The organism is Cupriavidus numazuensis, assembly GCF_905397435.1.
GTDB lineage: Bacteria > Pseudomonadota > Gammaproteobacteria > Burkholderiales > Burkholderiaceae > Cupriavidus > Cupriavidus numazuensis.
This window is the reverse complement of sequence record NZ_CAJPVI010000001.1, coordinates 380,743-402,516: the sequence shown is the minus strand read 5'-3', so window position 1 is coordinate 402,516 and position 21,774 is coordinate 380,743. Positions and strand designations below refer to the sequence as shown.

The following is a 21,774-nucleotide window of genomic DNA, read 5'->3' as shown; positions in this document are numbered from 1 at the left end:
GGCTCCCATCGAGCGAATTTTTCGCTCACCGCCACGCCGGGCGCCCGCTTGGGCACATCGGGTGATCTGGATGCCAGTGCTCTAATTTCGGCATCACCAATGCTCTAAAAACGATTCTTGTTAGAGCACCTGCGCCCACGCAGAATAGACCCACACGAGATTTGGCCGGTGTTGCCAGGCCAGCGGAATGCAAGAGAAACCAAAGGAGATGTAGATGTCAGGACTGGAAAATCCGAGGCGCCGCCAACTGCTGCAGACGTCGGTCGCAGCGGGCGGACTGGCCGCCTCGGGCGCATTGCTGTCCGTACGCTGCCTTGCGGCCGATCGGGCCATGATCAATATGCAACTGGGCTGGGTGCCCGGCGGCAACCAGGTAGGCGAGGTCGTGGCCAAGCGCCTCGGCTACTACGAGCAGGAAGGGATCGATTTCAAGATCCAGGCCGGAGGCCCGAATATCGATGGCGTGGCCATCGTCGCCTCCGGGCGTGGCGAGGTCGGACAGATCTCTTCGAGCCCCTCGGTCATGCTGGCCGTGTCGGAAGGCCTGCCGGTCAAATGCTTCGCGGTTGGCCTGCAACAGCATCCGTACGCTTTCTTCTCGCTCAAGAAGACGCCGATCCGCTCCCCGCAGGACATGATCGGCAAGCGTATCGGCATCCAGGCTACTGGCCTGGTGCTGCTCAAGGCCTTGATGGTCAAGCACAAGATCGCAGAGAGCCAGGTCAATATCGTGCCGATCGGGGCCGACATGACGCCGCTGCTGAGCGGCCGCGTCGATGCGGTGACGGGCTGGCAGACCAACGTTTCCGCCCTGAAGGCGCTAGGTGCGGACCGCGTCGACCTGAGCCTGTGGGACTCGGGAGTACGCCTCTATGCCTTGCCCTACTACGCGCACACCAGCACGCTGAGCAAGCATCCGGAGTTGCTGCAGCGGTTCCTGCGTGCGACGGCACGCGGCTGGGTCTATGCGAACAAGAACCGCGACCAGGCTGTCGACCTGCTGCTCAAGGACTACCCAAGCCTCAATGCAGCGGATGAACGCGCCGCCATCGATTCGTTGATGGGGTACGCCTTCGGCAAGGACAGCCGCACGCAGGGCTGGGGCACGATGGATCCCGCCGTGTGGCAGGAGCAGATCTCCCTGTATGCGCAACTCGGCCAATTCCGCGCGCGCCCCCCGAAGCTTGAGGATGTGATGACGCTCGACATCCTGCAGGCCACCAAGTCTTCCCGTTTGATGGTGTAAGCATGCACGCAGCTCAACCCAATCTCTCGAGTTCGGCGCTGTCGATCAGTTGCCGCAATATCAACGTCCGCTTTTTCACCGACCGCCGCAAGACGACGGCTCTCGAAGGCCTGAGCCTCGATGTGGCCAGCGGGGAATTCCTGACCTTGCTTGGCCCTTCGGGTTGCGGCAAATCGACCTTCCTGCGCGTGGTTGCCGATCTGGTCAAGCCAAGCCGCGGGGAGATCCAGGTGCTCGACGTGGCCCCGCAGGTTGCGCGGGCTCGCCGCGATATCGGATTCGTATTCCAGGACGCGGCGCTGCTGCCGTGGCGCACCGCCTTGCAGAACGTCGAGTTGCCGCTGGAAGTCGCCAATGGCCGCGCGCGCGCCGGCCGCGCGACCCCGCGCGAATTGCTCGAACTGGTCGGACTGAAAGGCCGCGAGGATGCCTACCCGCACGAGATGTCTGGCGGCATGCGCCAGCGCGTGGCGATCGCCCGGGCACTGGTCAGCGACCCCAAGGTGCTGCTGATGGACGAGCCGTTCGGCGCCCTCGACGAAATTACGCGCGACCGGCTCAACGAGGAGTTGCGCCGCGTCTGGCGCGAAATGGGACTGACCATCCTGTTCGTCACGCACAGCATCTACGAAGCGGCATTCCTCGGCCAGCGCGTGCTGCTGCTGGCCGCCAACCCGGGCCGGGTCAAGGAGATCGTGCCGGTCACATTGCCCGAGGACCGCACGCTGGATATTCGTGAAACGTCCGAATTCGTACAACTGAGCGCGCATCTGCGGCGCGTGCTGGAGACCTGCTGATGAGCACTTCGCAAATAAAGCTGAACCTGCCGGACGTGGGGCCGGATGCCGAGGCGGATGCCTACTTTGCCGGCCGCCGCCGCCGCATCTGGCGGGCACGTGCCATGCCTGCGCTGGGCATCGCCGGACTGCTGCTGGCGTGGTGGGCGGTGGTGGCGGGGTTCGACATCAAGCCATTTATCGCGCCGTCACCGGGCCTGGTGCTGCAGACACTGTTCGACAAGCGCGACGTGTTGTTGCAGAACCTGCTCCCGACCACTATCGAAGCAGTCGGCGGCTTCCTGCTCGGGAACCTGCTCGCGATCGTGTTGGCGACTGTGTTTGTTCACAACAAGACGCTGCAGGAGATCTTCTATCCGGTGGCGGTGATGATCAATTCGATCCCGGTGGTGGCGAAGGCGCCGATCCTGGTGCTGATCATGGGCAACGGCATCGAACCGAAGATCACCATCGCTGCCATCGTGTGCTTCTTCCCGACGCTGGTGAACATGGTGCGCGGGCTGGAAGCCGTCAATCCGCAATCGCTGGAGCTGATGCAAGTGCTGTCGGCCAGCAAGCGGGAGATCTTCTTCAAGCTGCGCCTGTTCAATTCGCTGCCCTATCTGTTTTCCGCCTTGCGAATCGCGGCCTCGATGTCGGTCATCGGCGCGGTGGTGGGCGAGTGGATCGGCGCGACCGAAGGTGTGGGCGCCATGATCATCCAGGCCACCTATGCCTTCGACTCCGCCTTGCTGTATGCGGCCATCGTCATGTGTGCGGCGATGTCCGGCACTTTCTTCCTGGTAATCGCGGCGCTCGAGCGCTGGCTTATCAAGTGGCAACCCCAGAACGCCCATTGAAGACGGCGCGACAACAATTATTCCGAGGATAGCAATGAACAAGATCAGTGACTGGATCCAGCAGCCGGCACGGGACGTGCGCGTCGCAGCCAAGGCCGATGTGGTGGTAGTGGGGGGTGGCCCGGCGGGGCTGTCGGCCGCGCTGGCGGCTGCGCGCAACGGCGCCGATACCATCCTGCTCGAGCGCTACAACCACCTGGGCGGCCTGGCCTCCGGCGGCATGGTGCTGGTGCTCGACGACATGTGGGACGGGCACCAGCAGGAAATCTCGGTGCGCGGCAATTGCATGACCATGATCGAGCGCATGGCCGCGCTTGGCCTGGCCAGGTTCCCGAAGTCCAACGAATGGGGCGAGGACCCTGCCGCCTACCGACGCTGGGGACGTTGGGGCACGTTTGACTTCCATAGCCAGAAGACGCCGCACCCGGTCTGCTTTGCTGCGGCCTTTGATCCCGATGCCTACAAGCGCGTGGCGCTCGACATGGTGCAGCAAGCCGGCGTCCGGCTGCGGCTGCACTCCTGGTTCTCGCAGACCCTGGTCGAGGACGGCCAGGTGAAGGGCGTGATCTGCGAAACCAAGAGCGGGCGCGAGGCCATTCTGGGCGACGTGGTGATCGACGCCACCGGCGACCTGGACGTCGCCGCCTCGGCCGGCGCGCCGCACATCGGTGGCAGCTATATCACCACCACCGTGTTCCGCCTTGGTGGCGTCGACACGGAAGCCGCCGAGCGATTCGAGCATGAGGAACCGGAGGCCTATGCGCAGCTCGATCGGCAGATCAAGCGCATCCTCGGCGGCTCCTGGGGCCTGTGGTGGCTCAAGACGCCGCTGCCGGGCGTGGTGTGGTGCAACTGCCCGCACATGGCCGGCATCGACGGCCTGAAGGCGGAAGACCTGACCCGCGCTGAATTCCAGGGGCGCAGCCACATTCACGCCGTGATCGAGTTCGTGCGCGAGAAGCTTCCCGGCTTCGAGCAGTGCTACCTGATCGACGTCGCGCCGCAGACCGGCGTGCGCCAGACGCGCCTGCTCGAAGGCGAGTACGTAATGAGCAAGGAAGACGTGGCGCAGCGCGTGCGCTTCGAAGACAGCATTGCGCGCGGCCGCGATTACTACATGCCGTACCGCGTACTGCTGCCAAAGCAGGTGGACAACCTGCTGGTGGCCGGCCGCCACTACTCGGCCAGTTCGCAGGCGCAGAAGATTTCGCGCGAGATTCCGCCGTGCATGGCGATGGGCGAAGCGGCGGGCGTCGCGGCGGCAGTGGCGCTTCAGTCGGGCGTGCGGGTGCGTGATGTCGACGTGAGCCGCGTGCAGAAGACCCTGCGTGCCCAGGGCGCGGACCCCGGTGACCAGAGCGGCCGCAATGCCGATATTCCGGCGCTGGCCGCATACGTGCCGCAGGCGCAGGCAGCATGAACAAGAAGGAGAACGAGAACATGCAGCAAGACTTGCCGCTGACGGGAATCCGCGTGATCGATTTCACGCAGGTGATGATGGGGCCGGTGTGCACGCAAACGCTGGCGGACTACGGCGCCGACGTGATCAAGGTAGAGCGCAGGGGAGCTGGCGATCTCAGCCGGTCCACCTTCGCGCCGGTGGCGGGTGCCGACAACCCGATCTTCTGCAGCCTGAACCGCAACAAGCGCAGCGTCGCGCTCGACCTGCGCGATCCGGAGGCCATGGCCGATGTGCGGGCGCTGATCGCCGGCGCTGACGTGGTCGTCAACAACTTCCGTGCGGGGGTGATGGAGCGCATGGGCCTCGGCTACGAGGCATGCCGCGAACTCAACCCGGGGATCATCTACGCGGTCGGTACGGGTTTCGGAGAGAGCGGGCCTTACGCGCACAAGGGTGGTCAGGACGTTCTCGCGCAAGCCGTCAGCGGCGTCATGGCGCGCCGCGCCGACGAGTCGGTGCCGGTCTCCGTCTATCCGACCGCGCTGGCCGACTACTCGGCTGGCATGCATATGGTGCAGGGCGTGCTGCTGGCCCTGCTGCACCGTGCCCGCACCGGAGAGGGACAGAAGATCAGCGTGTCGCTCTACAACTCGATGCTGGCCATGCAGATGCAGGAAGCGGCCATGATCATGATGGAGGACTCGGAGGTCAACTGGGCCGCGATGCCGCTGTCCGGTGTGTTCCACACCCTGACGGGGCCGCTGGTGATGGTCGGCGCCTTCAAGGAGAACCCGCTGCGCGACATCTGTACCGCGCTCGGCCTTGAAGACATGTCGGTCGATCCGCGCTATTGCGACCTGAACCGCCAGTTCGAGAACAAGGCCACGCTGCAGGCGGCATTGCGCGAACGCTTTGCCACCGGCACCCGCGAACACTGGCTGCAGCGGCTGGAAGAGCAGGACATCCTGTGTGCGCCGGTGCGCGACCTGCGCGAGGCGCTGAAGGACCCGCAGACCCTGCACAACCAGCTCCTGCTGGAAGGCCAGGGAGAAGGCAGGCCGGTCCGGTTCGTCGGCAGCCCGATCAGCATGTCGTCAGCCCAGGTCAGCCTGCGCCGGGCGCCGCCGCGCCTTGGCCAGCACAACGACGAGGTGCTGGGCGAAGTGGCCCGCGCGCGCGCCAATACCAGTGTGGGGGCAGTATGAGCGTACACCTGCAAGTCGAGAACTACGTCGCCACGGTGACGCTTTCGCGCCCCGATGTGCTCAACGCGATCGACCTGGCCACCGAGGCCGAGTTGCAGCGCATCTGGAGCGAACTGGAACACCGCCGCGACGTGCGCGTGGTGGTGCTGACCGGCGAGGGCGAGCGTGCCTTCTGCGTCGGCGCCGACCTGAAGAATCCCGCAACCACGGGTCTCGAGTACTGGGGCGCGGCGCGTCCCGGTGGCTTTGGCGGCATCGCGCTGCGCGAGACACTGAACGTGCCGGTGATCGCTCGCGTGAACGGCTTCGCGCTTGGCGGCGGCTTCGAAATGGTGCTGGGCTGCGATATTGTGGTGGCGTGCGAGGAAGCGAGCTTCGGTTTGCCCGAGGCGCTCGTCGGGCGTATGCCGCTCGATGGCGGCATGACGCTGCTGCAGCGGCAGATTCCCTACCGCAAGGCCATGGCGATGCTGCTGACGGGGCAGCGGATGTCGGCGCGCGAGGCCGCAGACATCGGCCTCGTCAACGAAGTGGTGCCGCGCGAAGGGCTGGACGCGGCGGTGCAGCGCTGGGTCGATGCGCTGCTGGCCTGCGCGCCACTGTCCCAGCAGGCCATCAAGCAAGTGGTGCGGCGCACCTCGACGCTGTCGCCGGCCGACGCCCAGGCCTTGCGGCTGCCGGCGCTGGTGACCGCGCTGCAGTCCGAGGACGCGCACGAAGGCGTGCTGGCCTTCCAGCAGAAGCGCAAGCCGCAGTGGCAGGGGCGGTGATGGCTTACGTCATTGCCTCGGCCTGTATCGATGTCAAGGACGGCGCCTGCGTAAAATGCTGTCCGGTCGATTGCATCTATGAAGGCGGCCGCACCCTCTACATCCATCCCGACGAATGCATCAGCTGCGGGGTGTGCGTGTCGGTGTGCCCGACCGAAGCCATCTACGAGGATGTCGAGTTGCCGCCGGCGGAAGTGGTGTTCGCTGACATCAACCGGGAGTTCTTCCATGCCGGGGTTAGCGGGGTTGGCTCACCCGGTGGTGCGGACTATGTCGGCCCACTGGCATGCGATCATCCCCTTGTCGCGGCGTTTCCGGCCAGGGACAGGTAAATAGCGATCGCGCCGGTATCGCGAATCGGGGAGAACAGGTCATGCACGCCAGCATTCTGAAGTACTTTGTCGAGGTCGCCCGTTGCGGATCGATCCGCAAGGCTGCGCAGAATCTTTATGTTGCGTCGAGCGCGGTGAACCGGCAGATCCTCAAGCTGGAATCGGAGATGGGCACCGACCTGTTCGACCGCCTGCCCAACGGCATCCGCCTGAACGCGGCCGGAGAGCGGATGCTTCAGCATATCCGCGTGACGCTGAACGACTTTCACCTGATGCGCAGCGAACTCGACGAACTCAAGGACGAGCGCAAAGGGCACGTGTCGGTCGTGGCGATGGACTCGCTCTTTGTCGACTTCCTGCCCGCGGCAGTGGAAGACTTCTCGGAGCTTTATCCGGCCGTGACGTACTCCATCGCAGCGGTTACGCCCTGGGATGTGCCGTCCAAAGTGCTGGGCGGCGAGTTCGATGTCGGCGTCACCTTCATCGCCAAGCTCCCGGCCGGCCTGGACGTGGCGGCACAGGTGGCGCTGCCGCCCGGAGTGGTGATGGCATCGTCGCATCCGCTGGCCAGGCAGGAACGCCTGAGCTTTGCGGACTGCCGCAACCACGCGTTCCTGCGGCTGGAGGGGCGCTCCCCGATACAGGGCGTGGTGTCTCCGAAGTTTGCGGAATTCTGGGATCTGCTGACGCCCAGCGTCACCTGCAACTCGACCACGCTGCTCAAGCGGCTGATCGCATCGGGGCGGGGCATCTCGTTTTTCTCCAAGCTTGCCTTCGTGGAGGAAATCGCGAGCGGCGAAGTGGTCTGGCGTCCCTTCGACGAGCCCAATATCAACGCGCTGACCGTCGGCATCATCACCCCGACTCAGCGTGCGCTGCCCAATGTCACGCATGACTTCGTCAGAGGCATCGTGCATCGCCTGAAACAGGTGGAGCTGTCCCTGCTCGATACCTGAGCACCCGGCGTCCCGCACTTGGCTTGTCTTGATCTTTCCCGCTTTGGGCGGGAGAGCGGGCGGCTGTCGCCCGTTCCATCCCTCATCAACCGTGAGTACCTTCGAATGAATCGCAACTACATCGCCGGCCAATGGCTGGAGGGCGTCACCACTGTCGCCAACATCAACCCGTCCGACACCACCGACATCGTCGGCTACTACGCCCAGGCCGATGCCGCCCAGGCAGACGAGGCCATCGCTGCAGCGCATGCAGCGGCGCCGCTGTGGGCGAGCAGTACGCCGCAACAGCGCGCCGATGCGCTGGACCGGATCGGCAGCGAGATCCTTGCGCGCCGCGAGGAGCTCGGCCGATTGTTGTCGCGCGAGGAGGGCAAGACCTTGCCGGAGGGCATCGGCGAGGTTGCGCGCGCGGGCAATATCTTCAAGTTCTTTGCCGGTGAAGCACTGCGCCAGCGTGGCGACAAGCTGGCCTCGGTACGCCCGGGCATCGAGATCGAGGTCACGCGCGAGCCGGTCGGTACGGTCGGAATCATTGCGCCGTGGAACTTCCCGATCGCGATTCCAGCCTGGAAGATTGCGCCGGCGCTCGCGTTCGGCAACACGGTCGTATTCAAGCCGGCGGAGCTCGTGCCGGGCTGCGCCTGGGCGCTGGCGGAAATCATCAGCCGGGCCGGGCTGCCTGCGGGGACGTTCAACCTGGTGATGGGCCGGGGTGCGGAGGTCGGCCAGGCCCTGCTGGATGATTGGCGCATTGACGCGATTTCGTTCACCGGGTCGGTTGCTACCGGCACCCGCGTGGCACAGGCGGCCGCGACGCGGCTGGCGAAGGTCCAGCTCGAGATGGGCGGCAAGAACCCGATGGTGGTGCTCAACGATGCCGACCTGGACGTCGCGGTCGAATGCGCGGTACAGAGCGCGTTCTTTTCCACCGGCCAACGCTGTACGGCGTCCAGCCGGCTGATCGTGGAGGAGGGCATCTACAAGCGCTTCGTCCAACGCATGCGCGAGCGTACTGCGGGCCTGAAGATCGACCATGCGCTTGCCACCGGCACTGACATCGGGCCAGTAGTCAGCGGCGCACAGATCGAGCAGGATCTGAGCTACATCGCGATCGGGCAGCAGGAAGGCGCACGGCTTGTGCATGGCGGCGAAGCCGTGACGCGTGCCACGCCGGGCCATTACCTGACGCCGGCCATCTTTGCCGACTGCAGCAACGAGATGCGGATCTGCCGTGAGGAAATCTTCGGGCCCGTTGCTGCCATCATCCCGGCGCGCGACTATGAGCATGCACTGGAGCTTGCCAATGACACGGAATTTGGCCTTGCTACCGGCATCTGCTCTACGTCGCTCAAGCATGTACAGCATTTCAAGCGGCACGCGCAGGCGGGCATGGTCATGGTCAACGTGCCCACCGCAGGCGTGGACTACCACGTGCCATTCGGCGGCCGCAAGGCATCCAGCCTCGGCTCGCGGGAGCAAGGAAGCTATGCGGCCGAGTTTTACACGACGGTAAAGACGGCCTACGTGGCCGGGTAAGGTCAGCGGGGCGCTATGGCCGCATCCCTGAGCACTCTGCGTGAACAAGGATGCGGCTTGTGCTGGCCTGTCAGGCTTGTCGGCTTGCTTCAGTATCCGGCCGTGCGATCGACCAGGTTCAGCAACTCCCTGCCATCGCGCATCCGCCGCACGTTCTCCACGCACTGCTGCGCGACCAATTCATACGACGGATCGCACGCAATATGCGGCGTGGCTTCGATGCGCGGATGGTTCCACACCGGATCGCCGGGCTCCGGCGGTTCCTTCGAAAACACATCGAGCGCCGCACCGGCCAGATGGCCTGCGTCGATCAGCGCGATCAGGTCGGGCTCGACCAGATGCTCGCCCCGGCCGACGTTGATGAAGAACGCGCCGGCGGGCAGTTGCGACAGCGTTTCCCGATTGAGCAGGCCGTGGGTCTGCGGCGTCAGCGGCAGCGTGCAGACGAGGATATCGGTCTGCGCGAGCATGGCCGACAGGCCCTCGGCACCGGTGTAGTCGGTCACGCCCGGAATGCCCTTGTCACTGCGGCTCCATCCCGCCACCGGAAAGCCGATGGACGCGAACGTGCGCGCGACGGCGCTGCCGATCTCGCCCATGCCAAGCACGCCCACGCGGTAGTGCGCGAGGTCGGGGGCAGGGTGGCGCTTCCATTCGCCGCGGCGTTGCTGCTCGGCATAAGTGCCGAGGCGACGCGCATGGCGCAGGGCCATGGCCAGCACGTAATGCGCGATGCCCGTCTGCTGGCCCGGATCGACCACGCGCGTGACTGGCATGCTTTCGGGCAGATCGGGCGCGCTCACGAGCTTGTCGACGCCGGCCGCGGCGCTGCAGATCAGGCGCAGGTTGCGGTAGGCGGGCAGCACGCCAGGCTTCAGGCCCCAGGCGATCATCGCTTCGACTTCGTCGGCGGGCGCGTTTTCGCGGCCGATCCAGACCGGGATGTCGGGCGCGGCTTCGCGCAGTGCGGCGCCAATGGCGCCGGCCATGAACGATGGCAGATGTACGAGGATGCCCATGTCAGTTCCGGAAGTCGGGTTGGATACGGTCCAAACGGCGCAGCAGGGCCGGCCATGCGAGGCCCGAGCCCTTGCCCTTGGTCGCCTGGCGCGCCTGTTCGCCCACGTCGGCGCTGGCGGATTCCGGCACCGTGGTCAACGCCGAGCCGCCGCTCTGCGCGAGGATCTGGATGCGGCAGGCCGACTCCAGCGTGTACATCGTCAGGAACGCGTCGGACACCGCGCGGCCGCAGGTCAGCAGGCCATGGTTGCGCAGGATCATCTGCTTGCTGCGGCCCAGGTCGGCGACCAGGCGAGCCTTCTCGTCCTCGCGCAGCGCCACGCCTTCGTAGTCGTGATAGGCCAGGCCCATGCGCGCGAACATCGCCTGTTGCGACAGCGGCAGCAGGCCGGCCTGCTGCGCCGACACCGCCACGCCGTGCGGCGTGTGCGTATGCATGACGCAGCCGATTTCCGGACGGGCTTCATGCACGGCGCTGTGGATGATGAAGCCGGCCGGGTTCACGTCGTACGGCGTGTCGAGCACGGGCTCGCCGTGGTGGTCGACCTTGACCAGGCTCGACGCCGTGATCTCGTCGAACAGCATGCCGTACGGATTGATCAGGAACTGGTCCGGCGCGTCGGGTACGCGTGCCGAGATGTGCGTGAAGATCAGGTCGTCCCAGCCGAAATGCGCGACCAGGCGATAGGCCGCTGCCAGGTCGACGCGCATCTGCCATTCCGCGTCGGAAACTTGATTCCTGACGGAATCGACGAGTTGAACTTGCGCCATGTGAATGCCTCCGGGGGTGCTTTCTGTGTTGTGAGTGCCGTGGCATTCTGCCCCCGCGGGCGCACGCAAGTCTGTTAAGTATTGGACAATCTCGCTTTGGTCAGCGGGAGGGTGATGTGAAAGGCGTGGATTCCGGCAAGGCGCTGCCGCGCAGCGTGATCACGACTGGCTGGCTGCACAATGCGTCGGCCCGCGTGCTCGATGCCGTACAGAAGGCCGCACGCCGTCAGCGCTTCGGCGATGGCGCGATGATCTTCGCGCGCGGCGATCCGCCCACGTATTTCTGCATGGTGCTGGCGGGGCGCGTGCGCATGAGCCGCGTCAGCGCGAGCGGGCGCGAGTCGGTCTATGCGGTGATCGGGCGCGGCCGGTGGTTCGGCGAGATCTCGCTGCTCGACGGCAAGCCGCGCACGCATGACGCGTTCGCAGTCGGTAGCACCGAACTGCTGGTGCTGGGCCGCCGCGACTTCGACCGCATCCTGGTTGCGCATCCGGAAGGCATGCACCTGATCGTGCAGCAGATGTGCGCACGGCTGCGCGTGGCGTTCGACCATACCGAGCATGCGCAGCAGGCGCCCGTCGATGCGCGCATGGCCGCGCGCCTGCTCGAACTGGCCGACCGCACCGACCACGTGGTGCGCGTGTCGGCCGAAGACCTCGGCGACATGGTCAACCGCTCGCGCCAGACCGTGGCCAAGTATCTGCAGGCGTGGGAAGAGGCGGGCTGGATACGACGCCACTACCGGCAGGTGGAACTGCTGCAGCCCGCGGCACTCAGGAAGCTGGCAACCGGTTGAGGGGGGTGCGCCGCGTGGTACATTCGCCGATGATGTAAACACCGCTCTATACAAGTCCGGCGGGCACCGCGGCAGCATTGCCGGCGGCGCCAGCCTCCACGGGAAAACAGTTTTGTCTCAAGCCACCGCACAGCCGGGCCGGCCCGCCGCCGGGCTGTCCGATACGCTGCCGGCACCGCTCTATGCGCGCGTCAAGCAGTTCATCAGCAGCAAGATCGCCGATGGCAGCTGGCCGCCGCATCATCGCGTGCCTTCCGAAACCGAGCTTGTCGAAGAACTCGGCGTGAGCCGCATGACGGTCAACCGCGCGCTGCGCGAACTGACTGCCGACGGCATGCTGGTGCGCATGCAAGGCGTGGGTACTTTCGTCGCAGAGCCCAAGCGCAACTCCGCGCTGTATGCGGTCAATAACATCGCCGAGGAAATCGCGGCGCGTGGCCGCCGCCACCATGCCAGGGTGGTCAAGAGCAGCGAGGAGGTTGCGGGCGCCGCGCGCGCGGCCGCGCTCGATGTGGGCGAGAGCCAGCGCGTGTTCCACACGGTGATCGTGCACTACGAGGACGATGTGCCGATCCAGCTCGAGGACCGCTACGTCAACCCGACAGTCGCGGCCGATTACCTCGAGCAGGACTTTACGCGCCAGACGCCCTACGAATACCTGTCGCGCGTGGCGCCGCTGACCGAGGGCGAGCACGTGGTCGAAGCGGTGCTGGCCACGCCCGACGAATGCGCGCTGCTGCAGATCGACCGCGGTGAGCCGTGCCTGCTGATCCGCCGGCGCACGTGGTCGGGCAACCGCGTCGTGACGTCGGTGCGCCTGCTGCATCCAGGCTCCATGCATCGGCTGGAAGGGCGCTTCACTTCCTGACCCCGCGTTACTAGTTCGACACTCGCGCCCGGCAAAGTCCGGGCGCAGTCACTTCAAGGCTTAGGTTCTTTGTCGGTCCTCGGGAATACCCCAATACATCTATGCTTGTATATACAACACTATACACCCCTATCAGATGATGTTTCCCGGCCGTGCCGAGGCCAGTTGTTCCGAAATCCCGAAGGAGTTGTGCCGTGAGTGAGAACCCCCGTTTCCGCGATATCGAAATCCGTGCCCCGCGTGGTACCCAGCTGACCGCCAAGAGCTGGCTGACCGAGGCCCCGCTGCGCATGCTGATGAACAACCTCGACCCCGAGGTCGCGGAGAACCCGAAGGAACTGGTGGTCTACGGCGGCATCGGCCGCGCTGCGCGCAACTGGGAATGCTACGACCGCATCGTCGAGGTGCTGACCCGCCTGGAAGACGACGAGACGCTGCTGGTGCAGTCGGGCAAGCCGGTCGGCGTGTTCCGCACGCACCGCGACGCGCCGCGCGTGCTGATCGCCAACTCCAACCTGGTGCCGCACTGGGCCAACTGGGAACACTTCAACGAGCTCGACGCCAAGGGCCTGGCCATGTACGGTCAGATGACCGCCGGTTCGTGGATCTACATCGGCAGCCAGGGCATCGTGCAGGGCACGTACGAGACCTTCGTCGAGGCCGGCCGCCAGCACTACGGCGGCAACCTCAAGGGCCGCTGGGTGCTGACCGCGGGCCTCGGCGGCATGGGCGGCGCGCAGCCGCTGGCCGCGACGCTGGCGGGCGCCTGCTCGCTGAACATCGAATGCCAGCAAAGCCGCATCGATTTCCGCCTGAAGACGCGCTATGTCGACGAGCAGGCCACCGATCTCGACGACGCGCTGGCCCGCATCGACCGCTACACCTCGCAAGGCAAGTCGATCTCGATCGCGCTGTGCGCCAACGCCGCCGAAGTGCTGCCGGAACTCGTGCGCCGCGGCGTGCGCCCGGACATGGTCACCGACCAGACCAGCGCGCATGACCCGCTCAACGGCTACCTGCCGGCGGGCTGGGGCTGGGACGAATACCGCGAGCGTGCGCAGCGCGAGCCGGCCGTGGTGGTGAAGGCCGCCAAGGCGTCGATGGCCGCTCACGTGAAGGCCATGCTGGACTTCCAGAAGATGGGCGTGCCGACCTTCGACTACGGCAACAACATCCGCCAGATGGCCAAGGAAGAGGGCGTGGCCAATGCCTTCGATTTCCCGGGCTTCGTGCCGGCCTATATCCGCCCGCTGTTCTGCCGCGGCATCGGCCCGTTCCGCTGGGCCGCGCTGTCGGGCGATCCGCAGGACATCTACAAGACCGACGCCAAGGTCAAGGAACTGATCCCCGACGACGAGCACCTGCACCGCTGGCTCGACATGGCGCGTGAACGCATCAGCTTCCAGGGCCTGCCGGCACGGATCTGCTGGGTTGGCCTGGGCCTGCGCGCGAAGCTGGGTCTGGCATTCAACGAAATGGTCCGCAGCGGCGAGCTGTCGGCGCCGATCGTGATCGGCCGCGACCACCTCGATTCGGGTTCGGTCGCGAGCCCCAACCGCGAGACCGAGTCCATGCAGGATGGCTCGGACGCCGTGTCCGACTGGCCGCTGCTCAACGCGCTGCTCAACACCGCCAGCGGCGCGACCTGGGTGAGCCTGCACCACGGCGGCGGCGTCGGCATGGGCTTCTCGCAGCATTCGGGCGTGGTGATCGTCTGCGACGGTACCGATGAAGCCGCCGCGCGCATCGCCCGCGTGCTGAACAACGACCCCGCCACTGGCGTGATGCGCCATGCGGACGCCGGCTATCAGATCGCCGTCGACTGCGCGCACGAGCAGGGCCTGGACCTGCCGATGCTGCGCGGCTGAACAGAGTCCAAGAACCCCATGTTTGCTCCCCTCTCCCGCTTGCGGGAGAGGGGCGAGGGAGAGGGCGGGCGTTCGCAATGGCGACACGCTCTCCTTCGTGGAGACGCCGGCCCTCTCCCCCAGCCCCTCTCCCACTTGCGTGGGAGAGGGGAGCAAACAGACTGATTCCACAAAAGCATCACCGGGAGACAATCCGCATGCCCTCCGATATCACTGCGCCCGCCTGTGATGGCGCCACTGGCGCCCCGACTCCAGCTCTGTCCCGCGCGCGCGCCATTGCCGCCATCACGATCGGCAACGGCCTGGAGTTCTACGATTTCGTTGTCTACAGCTTCTTTGCCACGCTGATCGGCCGGCTGTATTTTCCGGTCGACAACCCGACCGGCCAGCTGCTGATGTCGTTCGCCACGTTCGGCGTCGGCTTCCTCATGCGTCCGCTGGGCGGCCTGCTGATCGGCATGTACGCCGACCGTGCCGGACGCAAGCCGGCCGTGGCGCTGACGCTGTGGCTGATGGGCCTGAGCTCGCTGATCTTCGTGGTGACGCCGCCGTACGCGCAGATCGGCATCCTCGCACCGGCCATGGTGGTGCTCGCGCGGCTGGTGCAGGGCTTCGCCATTGGCGGCGAGATGGGCGCATCGACCGCGCTGCTGCTCGAATACGCGGATGACCGCACGCGCGGCTTCTATACCGCGTGGCAGCCGTTCAGCCAGGGCCTGGCGGCGCTGATGGGCGCGGTCACGGGCCTGGTGCTCAGCAATGTGCTGGCGCCGGCCGAGCTGGAATCGTGGGGCTGGCGCCTCGCGTTCCTGATCGGCATTCTGGTCATTCCGGTCGGCCTGTTGATTCGCCGCCGCCTGGAGGAAACTGCAGAGCCTTTGCACCACGGCGAACACGCTGCGCAATGGCCGCTGCTGCGCCAGCATGCACGCGAAGTGCTCGCGAGCGTCCTGCTGATGATCGGTCTGGCCTCGTCGACCTATATCGTTATCTACTACCTCAGCAACTACGCCGTGAGCGTGCTGAAGATGCCGCTGTCGCTCGGTATCTGGGCTGGCTGCATTGCGGCGGCGGTGCAGGTGGTGCTGTCGCCGTTCGCCGGCTGGCTGGCCGACCGCGTCGGCCGCAAGACGGTGGTGCTGTGGTCGCGCGTGGCGCTGCTGGTGATGGTGTACCCGGCCTTCATGCTGATCAACGCGGAGCCATCGCTGGCGCGTCTGCTGGTGGTCGTGGCCTGCCTGTCGGTGCCGATGTCGATGACCTCGCCCGCGTCGATGGTGCTGGTCAGCGAGGTGCTGCCGAAGCGCCTGCGTGCGACCGGCCTGTCGATCGCGTATTGCGTGGCCATCGCCATCTTCGGCGGCTTTGCGCAGTACTTCTCGACCCGGCTGATCCAGATCACCGGTGATGCCAATGCGCCCGCGCTCTACGTGATCGGCTGCGGCCTGGTGTCGCTGATCGGCCTGGCGATGGTGCCCGAGACGCTCGGACGTCGACTGAAATAAACGCTGCGATGGCGTTTGACCGCAGGCTCGTTCATGCGCTGACGCGGTACTTGCCGCTCAGCGCGCCTGCAGGATCCCTTCGATCTGTGCCGCTGCTTCAAGCAGCGGCGGCAGGAACCGAGTTTCGAGATGGGCTTTGTCCCGGCTGCCCAGCACCATGCTGTAGCCGAGCCCTGCCACCACCTTGCCAGCCTGGTTGCGCAGCGGCACCGAGATGCCGGCATAGCCGTCGACCAGTTCGCTGACCAGCACGCAGTAGCCGTCCGCGCGGATCTGCCGCAGCGTGCGCGCCAGCGCCGTCCGCGAGCTGACGGTGAACGGTGTGAGCTTGCGCAGCTCGGCACTGGCCAGGTACGCGTCCAGCGCATCATCCTCCATCCCCGCCAGCAGCACGCGCCCGAGCGAGTGCGCATACGCAGGCATGCGGCGGCCCAGCGCCATGTCCACACGCAGCAACTGCCGCGGTTCCTCGCGCGCCACCAGCACGACCGATTCCGCATCGAGTACGCCGACCGAACAGCTTTCGCCCAGTTGCGCGCATAGCGCCTGCAGATAGGGCCGCGCGAGCTGAGGCAGGTTCATGGATGCGAAGTAGGCGTACCCCAGTTCCATCACCCGCGGCGTGAGCGCGAACTCGCGGCCGTCTTGCGACAGGTAGCCGTTGTGCTGCAGCGTCAGCAATAGCCTGCGCGCAGCGGCGCGCGTGACGTCGAGCTGCTCGGCCACTTCCTGCATGGTGAGCCGTTCCGCGCCGCCGGCAAACAGCCGCAGCAGGGCCAGCCCCTTGGTCAGCGAATCGAGCAGTTCTTCTTTCTTGGGCGCTTCGTGGTCGGACATGAGCCTGTCGTGGATCGGGAAATGGCGGGATTTTCCATGCCTGCCCGGACTTGCGCGACGGGATGGCAACTCCGTATGATATGCGTTTTGCGAACAAATGTTCGCAAAACGCATAGAACAAAACACGGAGACCGCCATGAAGGTGATTACCGCGCAGCAAGCGGCCGCACTCGTCCAGGACGGCTGGACCGTCGCCAGCGCAGGCTTTGTCGGCGCGGGCCATGCCGAGGCGATTACCGAGGCGCTGGAGCAGCGCTTCCTGCAAAGCGGGCTGCCGCGCGACCTGACGCTGGTGTACTCGGCCGGGCAGGGCGACCGCGGTGCGCGCGGCGTGAATCACTTCGGCAATGCCGGCATGACGGCCAGCATCGTTGGCGGCCACTGGCGTTCGGCGACGCGGCTGGCCACGCTGGCCATGGCCGAGCAATGCGAGGGCTACAACCTGCCGCAGGGCGTGCTCACGCACCTGTACCGCGCGATTGCCGGCGGCAAGCCCGGCGTGATGACGAAGATCGGCCTGCATACGTTTGTCGATCCGCGCACGGAACAGGACGCGCGCTACCACGGCGGCGCAGTCAACGAACGGGCGCGCCGCGCACTGGCTGACGGCAAGGCCAGCTGGGTCGAGGCGGTGAATTTCCGCGGCGACGAATACCTGTTCTATCCGAGCTTCCCGATCCACTGCGCGCTGCTGCGCTGCACGGCTGCCGACACGCGCGGCAACCTGAGCACGCATCGCGAAGCGTTCCATCACGAACTGCTGGCGATGGCGCAGGCCGCGCACAACTCCGGCGGCATCGTGATCGCGCAGGTGGAAAGCGTGGTCGACCATCACGAGATCCTGCAGGCGATCCATGTGCCGGGCATTCTCGTGGACTATGTCGTCGTCTGCGAGAATCCGGCCAACCACCAGATGACGTTCGCCGAGGGGTTCAATCCGGCCTACGTGACGCCGTGGCAAGGCGAGTCGGCGAGCCCGCCGCCTGCGGCCGCCACGCCTTCGGACGCCCCGCCTGACGCACGCACCATCGTGCAGCGTCGCGCCGCGATGGAACTCGCGCGCCGCCGGCCGCGCGTGGTCAACCTTGGTGTCGGCATGCCGGCCGCGGTCGGCATGATGGCCGCCGAAGCGGGACTCGACGGCTTCACGCTGACCGTAGAGGCTGGTCCGATCGGCGGCACGCCGGCCGATGGCCTGAGCTTCGGCGCATCGGCCTATCCCGAAGCGGTGGTCGACCAGCCCGCGCAGTTCGATTTCTACGAAGGCGGCGGCATCGACCTGGCGATCCTGGGCCTGGCGGAGCTTGACGGACACGGCAACGTCAATGTCAGCAAATTCGGCGAAGGCGAGGGCGCGCTGATTGCCGGCGTGGGCGGCTTCATCAACATCACGCAGAGCGCGCGTGCCGTGGTGTTCATGGGCACGCTGACCGCGGGCGGGCTCGAAGTCCGCGCCGCCGAGGGCAAGCTGCAGATCGTGCGCGAAGGGCGCGTGAAGAAAATCGTGCCCGAAGTCTCGCACCTGAGCTTCAACGGTCCCTATGTCGCGTCGCTCGGCATCTCCGTGCTGTATATCACCGAGCGTGCCGTGTTCGAGATGCGCGCCGATGACGGCGGCGAGCCGTGCCTGACGCTGGTCGAGATCGCTCCCGGCATGGACTTGCAGCGCGATGTGCTCGACCAGTGCGCGACGCCGGTCGCGGTTGCAGCCGAGTTGCGCGAGATGGATGCGCGACTGTTCCGGGCAGGGCCGATGCGCCTCTGAGCGCGTACCCATCCGCTTCAAACATCGATCATCAGAAGGCCGGCACGTACCGGCCATCGAGGAGACACGCCCAGACCGCATGCCTACCGTAGTGGATTCATCGTTTCCGATTCATCGCAGCACCGTAGCAGCCATCATGCACAAGACAAGCCGACGTACTTTCGCGCGCCGCCTGGGCGCCGCCATTATCCTGACCGCCACCGTGCCGTTCGCCGCGTCCACCGCGTTTGCACAGCAGGGTTATCCGAACAAGCCGATCCGCCTCGTGGTGCCGTTCCCGCCGGGCGGTCCCACCGACACCGCGGCACGCATCATCGGGCAGAAGATGAGCGAGTCGCTCAAGCAGACCGTGGTCGTGGACAATCGTCCGGGCGCATCGGGCACGATCGGTGCGGAAGGGGTTGCCCGGAGCACGCCGGATGGCTACACGCTGCTGGTGCTCGCCACGCCGACGCTGCTGGCGCCGCACCTGATTCCGCGCAAGGGCTACGATATCTTCAAGGACTTCACGCCGATCGGTGCGGCCTACGAACTGCCGATCGTGATGGTGGTGAATCCTCAGGCCATGCCGGATGTGAACGACCTGAAGCAGTACATCGCCAAGGCCAAGGCGAAGCCGGGCTCGCTGAACTACACCAGTGCGGGCAACGGCAGCTTCGGCCATCTGTCGACCGAATTGCTGAAGAGCCTCGGGCATTTCGATGTGCAGCACGTGCCGTACAAGGGCAGCGCGCCGGCCATCTCCGACCTGCTGGCCGGCCAGGTACCGATGATGTTCTCGGACATGATCGCGGCGCTGCCGCACATCAAGGCCGGCAAGCTGCGCCCGATCGCGGTGGGATCGTCAAAACGGGTGAGTTTCACGCCGGATGTGAAGACGGTAGCCGAACAGGGCTTCCCCGGTTTTGACGCCGCAGCCTGGGGCGGCCTGCTGGCCCCGACCGGCACGCCGAAGGAAGTGGTCGCGCTGCTGTCGGCGGAGTTGAAGAGTGCGCTGGCGGACCCGGTGGTGCAGCAGAAGATGCTTGGCGCCGGCACTATCGCTTCGTATATGCCGCCCGATCAGCTCGCGGCGCGCATGCGCGCCGATGACAAGAAGTGGGGCAAGGTGATCCAGGACAACGGCATCCGCGGCGACTGAGCGCGAAGCGGCGAGCCGTCCTGGCAGCCCGATTGGCGCTCAGGCCGCTGTCGGCAGCGCCTGGTGCGCGAACGGCCAGGCTGGCAGTTGCGAGCCGCGTTCCGGCTGGCTGGCGGCGCTGGCCGGCAGCGCGGCCTGGGCCGGCGTGCCAGCCAGGCCGAGGAACGCAGTGGAAGTCATCAGGAAGCGGTCACGCGCCTGGCGAAGGAAGTCCAGATCCATTGTTCGGTGGTAAGGGTTCGGTGTCTTGCCGTGTCGTATGGCAAGCGCCCGGAACAGCCATCGCGGGTTGCAATGGCCGGCGGACAGGTGCGCATCATGGCAGCGCCATGTGACACCTTGTTGAAATCCGCGACACCGATACTGAAACTGAACTGCGCAACACCTCTGTGCGCAGTGCCGCCTTGCCCACCTGTTCAGTACAGCGGCAGAGGTGCTAAAATCTAAGTCTTTGATTCGCTTGGGCAAATGCCGTCAAAGGCATTGCCGTGCCAGGATCCGCCCCGGATCCGGCCTCCAGCAAGGCGAGATGAGTTCCAGACGCGTATCCGTTTGTGCCGGGTTCGCCTCCCGCCACACCCCGATACCATGACAACTACGACCCTACCTGACCAGAACGCAGCCGAACAGACGTTCGAGAGCTTCGGCCTGGATGCGCGCATCCTGCGCGCGCTGTCCGAACAAGGCTACACCAAGCCCACGCCGATCCAGGCGCAGGCCATTCCGGTGGTGCTGCTTGGCAAGGATGTGATGGGCGCGGCACAGACCGGCACCGGCAAGACCGCCGGTTTCGCGCTGCCGATCATCCAGCGCCTGTTGCCGATGGCCAACGCCAGCGCTTCGCCGGCGCGGCACCCGGTGCGTGCGCTGATGCTCACGCCCACGCGCGAACTGGCCGACCAGGTCTACGACAACGTCGCCCGCTACGCCAAGCACACCGACCTGCGCAGCACGGTGGTGTTCGGCGGCGTGGACATGAACCCGCAGACCGACGCCCTGCGCCGCGGCGTGGAAATCCTGGTGGCCACGCCGGGCCGCCTGCTCGATCACGTGCAGCAGAAGTCGGTGAACCTGTCGCAGGTGCAGATGCTGGTGCTGGACGAGGCCGACCGCATGCTCGACATGGGCTTCCTGCCCGACCTGCAGCGCATCATCAACCTGCTGCCGGCGCAACGCCAGACGCTGCTGTTCTCGGCCACGTTCTCGCCCGAGATCAAGCGCCTGGCCGCCAGCTACCTGAAGCAGCCGGTCACGATCGAAGTGGCGCGCAGCAACTCCGCCAACGAAAACGTGCGCCAGATGGTGTACCAGGTGGAAGACGGCCACAAGCAGGCTGCCGTGGTGCACCTGCTGCGCCAGCGCGCCGAGCAGGGCCTGTCGAAACAGTGCATCGTGTTCGTCAACAGCAAGATCGGTTGCTCGCGCCTGGCGCGCCACCTGGAACGCGAAGGCATCAATGCTGCCGCGATCCACGGCGACAAGACGCAGACCGAGCGCATGCAGACGCTGGAAGGCTTCAAGAGCGGCAACATCGACGCACTCGTCGCGACTGACGTGGCCGCACGCGGCCTCGATATCGCCGACATGCCGTGCGTGATCAATTTCGACCTGCCGTTCAGCGCCGAAGACTACGTGCACCGCATCGGCCGTACCGGCCGCGCCGGCGCCAGCGGCGACGCGCTGTCGATCTTCGTGCCCGGCGACGAGCGCCTGCTGACCGATATCGAGAAGCTGATCAAGCGCAGCGTGCCGCGCGGTACGCTGGAAGGTTTTGATCCGACCGGCGAGAAGGCCCGCCAGGAAGACTCCGATCGTCGGCGCCAGCGCGCCGACGTGCGCCGTGCACGCGGCGGCAATGGTGATGGAGAAGGTGAAGATCGCCGTCGCCGCCATGACCATGGGGGCTCGCGCTCCGCGTTCCGCCCGTCGGACGACCCGTTCTTCTCGCGTCCGTACGAGCCCAGCCCGAACAGCGCCTCGGCCAAGCCCGCCGACGAAATGATCGCCGCGGCCCTGTCGCGTGGCCGCCAGGCGCCCAAGCGGCCGGTTGCCGCATTGCTCGGCGGAGCGCCGCGCAAGTCCTGATCGTCCCTTAGTGGCGTGCCGTGAAGCCGGGCTG

Annotated in this window: 20 protein-coding genes; 16 read left to right on the top strand and 4 right to left on the bottom strand. The window is 66.0% G+C overall.

Features of this window, described 5'->3' with window-relative positions; all coding sequences use genetic code 11:
* Nucleotides 1-214 precede the first annotated feature (214 nt).
* From KHO41_RS01995 to KHO41_RS01955, 9 genes are all read left to right on the top strand, one after another.
* Nucleotides 215-1,246, top strand: coding sequence for an ABC transporter substrate-binding protein (locus KHO41_RS01995; protein WP_211951619.1), 1,032 nt, complete (start codon nucleotides 215-217; stop codon nucleotides 1,244-1,246).
* Between the two features lie 2 nt (nucleotides 1,247-1,248).
* Nucleotides 1,249-2,043, top strand: a complete 795-nt coding sequence (locus KHO41_RS01990) for an ABC transporter ATP-binding protein (RefSeq protein ID WP_211951618.1) — start codon at nucleotides 1,249-1,251, stop codon at nucleotides 2,041-2,043.
* Nucleotides 2,043-2,882 (top strand): ABC transporter permease, encoded by an 840-nt coding sequence (locus KHO41_RS01985; RefSeq protein WP_211951617.1) that lies wholly within the window; start codon nucleotides 2,043-2,045, stop codon nucleotides 2,880-2,882. The genes KHO41_RS01990 and KHO41_RS01985 overlap by 1 nt, the downstream gene beginning before the upstream one ends.
* A gap of 34 nt (nucleotides 2,883-2,916) precedes the next feature.
* Nucleotides 2,917-4,302: an FAD-dependent oxidoreductase gene (locus tag KHO41_RS01980; RefSeq protein WP_211951616.1), complete on the top strand. Its 1,386-nt coding sequence runs from the start codon at nucleotides 2,917-2,919 to the stop codon at nucleotides 4,300-4,302.
* Nucleotides 4,299-5,489, top strand: a complete 1,191-nt coding sequence (locus KHO41_RS01975) for a CaiB/BaiF CoA transferase family protein (RefSeq protein ID WP_211951615.1) — start codon at nucleotides 4,299-4,301, stop codon at nucleotides 5,487-5,489. Before KHO41_RS01980 ends, KHO41_RS01975 begins: the two co-directional genes overlap by 4 nt.
* Nucleotides 5,486-6,259: an enoyl-CoA hydratase-related protein gene (locus tag KHO41_RS01970; protein WP_211951614.1), complete on the top strand. Its 774-nt coding sequence runs from the start codon at nucleotides 5,486-5,488 to the stop codon at nucleotides 6,257-6,259. The genes KHO41_RS01975 and KHO41_RS01970 overlap by 4 nt, the downstream gene beginning before the upstream one ends.
* The gene (gene fdxA, locus KHO41_RS01965) at nucleotides 6,259-6,591 is read left to right on the top strand and encodes a ferredoxin (RefSeq protein WP_211951613.1); all 333 of its coding nucleotides are present in this window, start codon (nucleotides 6,259-6,261) and stop codon (nucleotides 6,589-6,591) included. Before KHO41_RS01970 ends, fdxA begins: the two co-directional genes overlap by 1 nt.
* Nucleotides 6,592-6,632: 41 nt before the next feature.
* Nucleotides 6,633-7,547 carry a LysR family transcriptional regulator gene (locus tag KHO41_RS01960; RefSeq protein WP_211951612.1) on the top strand — a complete coding sequence of 305 codons (915 nt, stop codon included), beginning with the start codon at nucleotides 6,633-6,635 and terminating at the stop codon, nucleotides 7,545-7,547.
* A 105-nt stretch (nucleotides 7,548-7,652) separates the two neighbouring features.
* A complete protein-coding gene (locus KHO41_RS01955) occupies nucleotides 7,653-9,083 on the top strand; it encodes an aldehyde dehydrogenase family protein (protein ID WP_211951611.1) in 1,431 nt (476 codons plus the stop codon).
* A gap of 89 nt (nucleotides 9,084-9,172) precedes the next feature.
* Here KHO41_RS01955 and KHO41_RS01950 read toward each other — a convergent pair whose 3' ends face one another.
* Together KHO41_RS01950 and KHO41_RS01945 are read right to left on the bottom strand one after the other, a co-directional pair.
* Nucleotides 9,173-10,102 carry a 2-hydroxyacid dehydrogenase gene (locus tag KHO41_RS01950; protein WP_211951610.1) on the bottom strand — a complete coding sequence of 310 codons (930 nt, stop codon included), beginning with the start codon at nucleotides 10,100-10,102 and terminating at the stop codon, nucleotides 9,173-9,175.
* 1 nt (nucleotide 10,103) lies between these two features.
* The gene (locus KHO41_RS01945) at nucleotides 10,104-10,874 is read right to left on the bottom strand and encodes a class II aldolase/adducin family protein (RefSeq protein ID WP_211951609.1); all 771 of its coding nucleotides are present in this window, start codon (nucleotides 10,872-10,874) and stop codon (nucleotides 10,104-10,106) included.
* Between the two features lie 116 nt (nucleotides 10,875-10,990).
* Between KHO41_RS01945 and KHO41_RS01940 the strand changes: the two genes are divergently transcribed.
* The 4 genes from KHO41_RS01940 to KHO41_RS01925 all read left to right on the top strand — a co-directional run bounded on the left by KHO41_RS01940 (nucleotide 10,991) and on the right by KHO41_RS01925 (nucleotide 15,912).
* On the top strand, nucleotides 10,991-11,671 hold the full coding sequence (locus KHO41_RS01940; protein WP_211951608.1) for a Crp/Fnr family transcriptional regulator: 681 nt from the start codon (nucleotides 10,991-10,993) through the stop codon (nucleotides 11,669-11,671).
* 112 nt (nucleotides 11,672-11,783) lie between these two features.
* Nucleotides 11,784-12,539, top strand: a complete 756-nt coding sequence (hutC, locus tag KHO41_RS01935) for a histidine utilization repressor (RefSeq protein ID WP_211951607.1) — start codon at nucleotides 11,784-11,786, stop codon at nucleotides 12,537-12,539.
* 194 nt (nucleotides 12,540-12,733) lie between these two features.
* Complete coding sequence (gene hutU / locus KHO41_RS01930) at nucleotides 12,734-14,407, top strand: urocanate hydratase (RefSeq protein WP_211951606.1); 1,674 nt, start codon at nucleotides 12,734-12,736, stop codon at nucleotides 14,405-14,407.
* A gap of 197 nt (nucleotides 14,408-14,604) precedes the next feature.
* Nucleotides 14,605-15,912, top strand: a complete 1,308-nt coding sequence (locus KHO41_RS01925; protein WP_211951605.1) for an MFS transporter — start codon at nucleotides 14,605-14,607, stop codon at nucleotides 15,910-15,912.
* Between the two features lie 57 nt (nucleotides 15,913-15,969).
* On the opposite strand, the gene KHO41_RS01920 is transcribed toward KHO41_RS01925, so the two are convergent.
* Nucleotides 15,970-16,749, bottom strand: a complete 780-nt coding sequence (locus KHO41_RS01920; protein ID WP_211951604.1) for an IclR family transcriptional regulator domain-containing protein — start codon at nucleotides 16,747-16,749, stop codon at nucleotides 15,970-15,972.
* Between the two features lie 136 nt (nucleotides 16,750-16,885).
* On the opposite strand from KHO41_RS01920, the gene KHO41_RS01915 reads away from it, so the two are divergent.
* Both KHO41_RS01915 and KHO41_RS01910 read left to right on the top strand, forming a co-directional pair.
* Nucleotides 16,886-18,514, top strand: coding sequence for an acyl CoA:acetate/3-ketoacid CoA transferase (locus tag KHO41_RS01915; protein ID WP_211951603.1), 1,629 nt, complete (start codon nucleotides 16,886-16,888; stop codon nucleotides 18,512-18,514).
* 136 nt (nucleotides 18,515-18,650) lie between these two features.
* The gene (locus KHO41_RS01910) at nucleotides 18,651-19,655 is read left to right on the top strand and encodes a Bug family tripartite tricarboxylate transporter substrate binding protein (RefSeq protein WP_211951602.1); all 1,005 of its coding nucleotides are present in this window, start codon (nucleotides 18,651-18,653) and stop codon (nucleotides 19,653-19,655) included.
* Between the two features lie 39 nt (nucleotides 19,656-19,694).
* On the opposite strand, the gene KHO41_RS01905 is transcribed toward KHO41_RS01910, so the two are convergent.
* Complete coding sequence (locus tag KHO41_RS01905; RefSeq protein WP_211951601.1) at nucleotides 19,695-19,877, bottom strand: hypothetical protein; 183 nt, start codon at nucleotides 19,875-19,877, stop codon at nucleotides 19,695-19,697.
* A 366-nt stretch (nucleotides 19,878-20,243) separates the two neighbouring features.
* On the opposite strand from KHO41_RS01905, the gene KHO41_RS01900 reads away from it, so the two are divergent.
* Nucleotides 20,244-21,740: a DEAD/DEAH box helicase gene (locus tag KHO41_RS01900; RefSeq protein WP_211951600.1), complete on the top strand. Its 1,497-nt coding sequence runs from the start codon at nucleotides 20,244-20,246 to the stop codon at nucleotides 21,738-21,740.
* The last annotated feature ends 34 nt before the right edge of the window (nucleotides 21,741-21,774 follow it).

Coding starts and splice junctions, on each gene's coding strand:
- KHO41_RS01995 (WP_211951619.1), top strand. CDS start 215: ATGTCAGGACTGGAAAATCCGAGGCGCCGCCAACTGCTGCAGACGTCG.
- KHO41_RS01990 (WP_211951618.1), top strand. CDS start 1,249: ATGCACGCAGCTCAACCCAATCTCTCGAGTTCGGCGCTGTCGATCAGT.
- KHO41_RS01985 (WP_211951617.1), top strand. CDS start 2,043: ATGAGCACTTCGCAAATAAAGCTGAACCTGCCGGACGTGGGGCCGGAT.
- KHO41_RS01980 (WP_211951616.1), top strand. CDS start 2,917: ATGAACAAGATCAGTGACTGGATCCAGCAGCCGGCACGGGACGTGCGC.
- KHO41_RS01975 (WP_211951615.1), top strand. CDS start 4,299: ATGAACAAGAAGGAGAACGAGAACATGCAGCAAGACTTGCCGCTGACG.
- KHO41_RS01970 (WP_211951614.1), top strand. CDS start 5,486: ATGAGCGTACACCTGCAAGTCGAGAACTACGTCGCCACGGTGACGCTT.
- fdxA (WP_211951613.1), top strand. CDS start 6,259: ATGGCTTACGTCATTGCCTCGGCCTGTATCGATGTCAAGGACGGCGCC.
- KHO41_RS01960 (WP_211951612.1), top strand. CDS start 6,633: ATGCACGCCAGCATTCTGAAGTACTTTGTCGAGGTCGCCCGTTGCGGA.
- KHO41_RS01955 (WP_211951611.1), top strand. CDS start 7,653: ATGAATCGCAACTACATCGCCGGCCAATGGCTGGAGGGCGTCACCACT.
- KHO41_RS01950 (WP_211951610.1), bottom strand. CDS start 10,102: ATGGGCATCCTCGTACATCTGCCATCGTTCATGGCCGGCGCCATTGGC.
- KHO41_RS01945 (WP_211951609.1), bottom strand. CDS start 10,874: ATGGCGCAAGTTCAACTCGTCGATTCCGTCAGGAATCAAGTTTCCGAC.
- KHO41_RS01925 (WP_211951605.1), top strand. CDS start 14,605: ATGCCCTCCGATATCACTGCGCCCGCCTGTGATGGCGCCACTGGCGCC.
- KHO41_RS01920 (WP_211951604.1), bottom strand. CDS start 16,749: ATGTCCGACCACGAAGCGCCCAAGAAAGAAGAACTGCTCGATTCGCTG.
- KHO41_RS01915 (WP_211951603.1), top strand. CDS start 16,886: ATGAAGGTGATTACCGCGCAGCAAGCGGCCGCACTCGTCCAGGACGGC.
- KHO41_RS01910 (WP_211951602.1), top strand. CDS start 18,651: ATGCACAAGACAAGCCGACGTACTTTCGCGCGCCGCCTGGGCGCCGCC.
- KHO41_RS01905 (WP_211951601.1), bottom strand. CDS start 19,877: ATGGATCTGGACTTCCTTCGCCAGGCGCGTGACCGCTTCCTGATGACT.
- KHO41_RS01900 (WP_211951600.1), top strand. CDS start 20,244: ATGACAACTACGACCCTACCTGACCAGAACGCAGCCGAACAGACGTTC.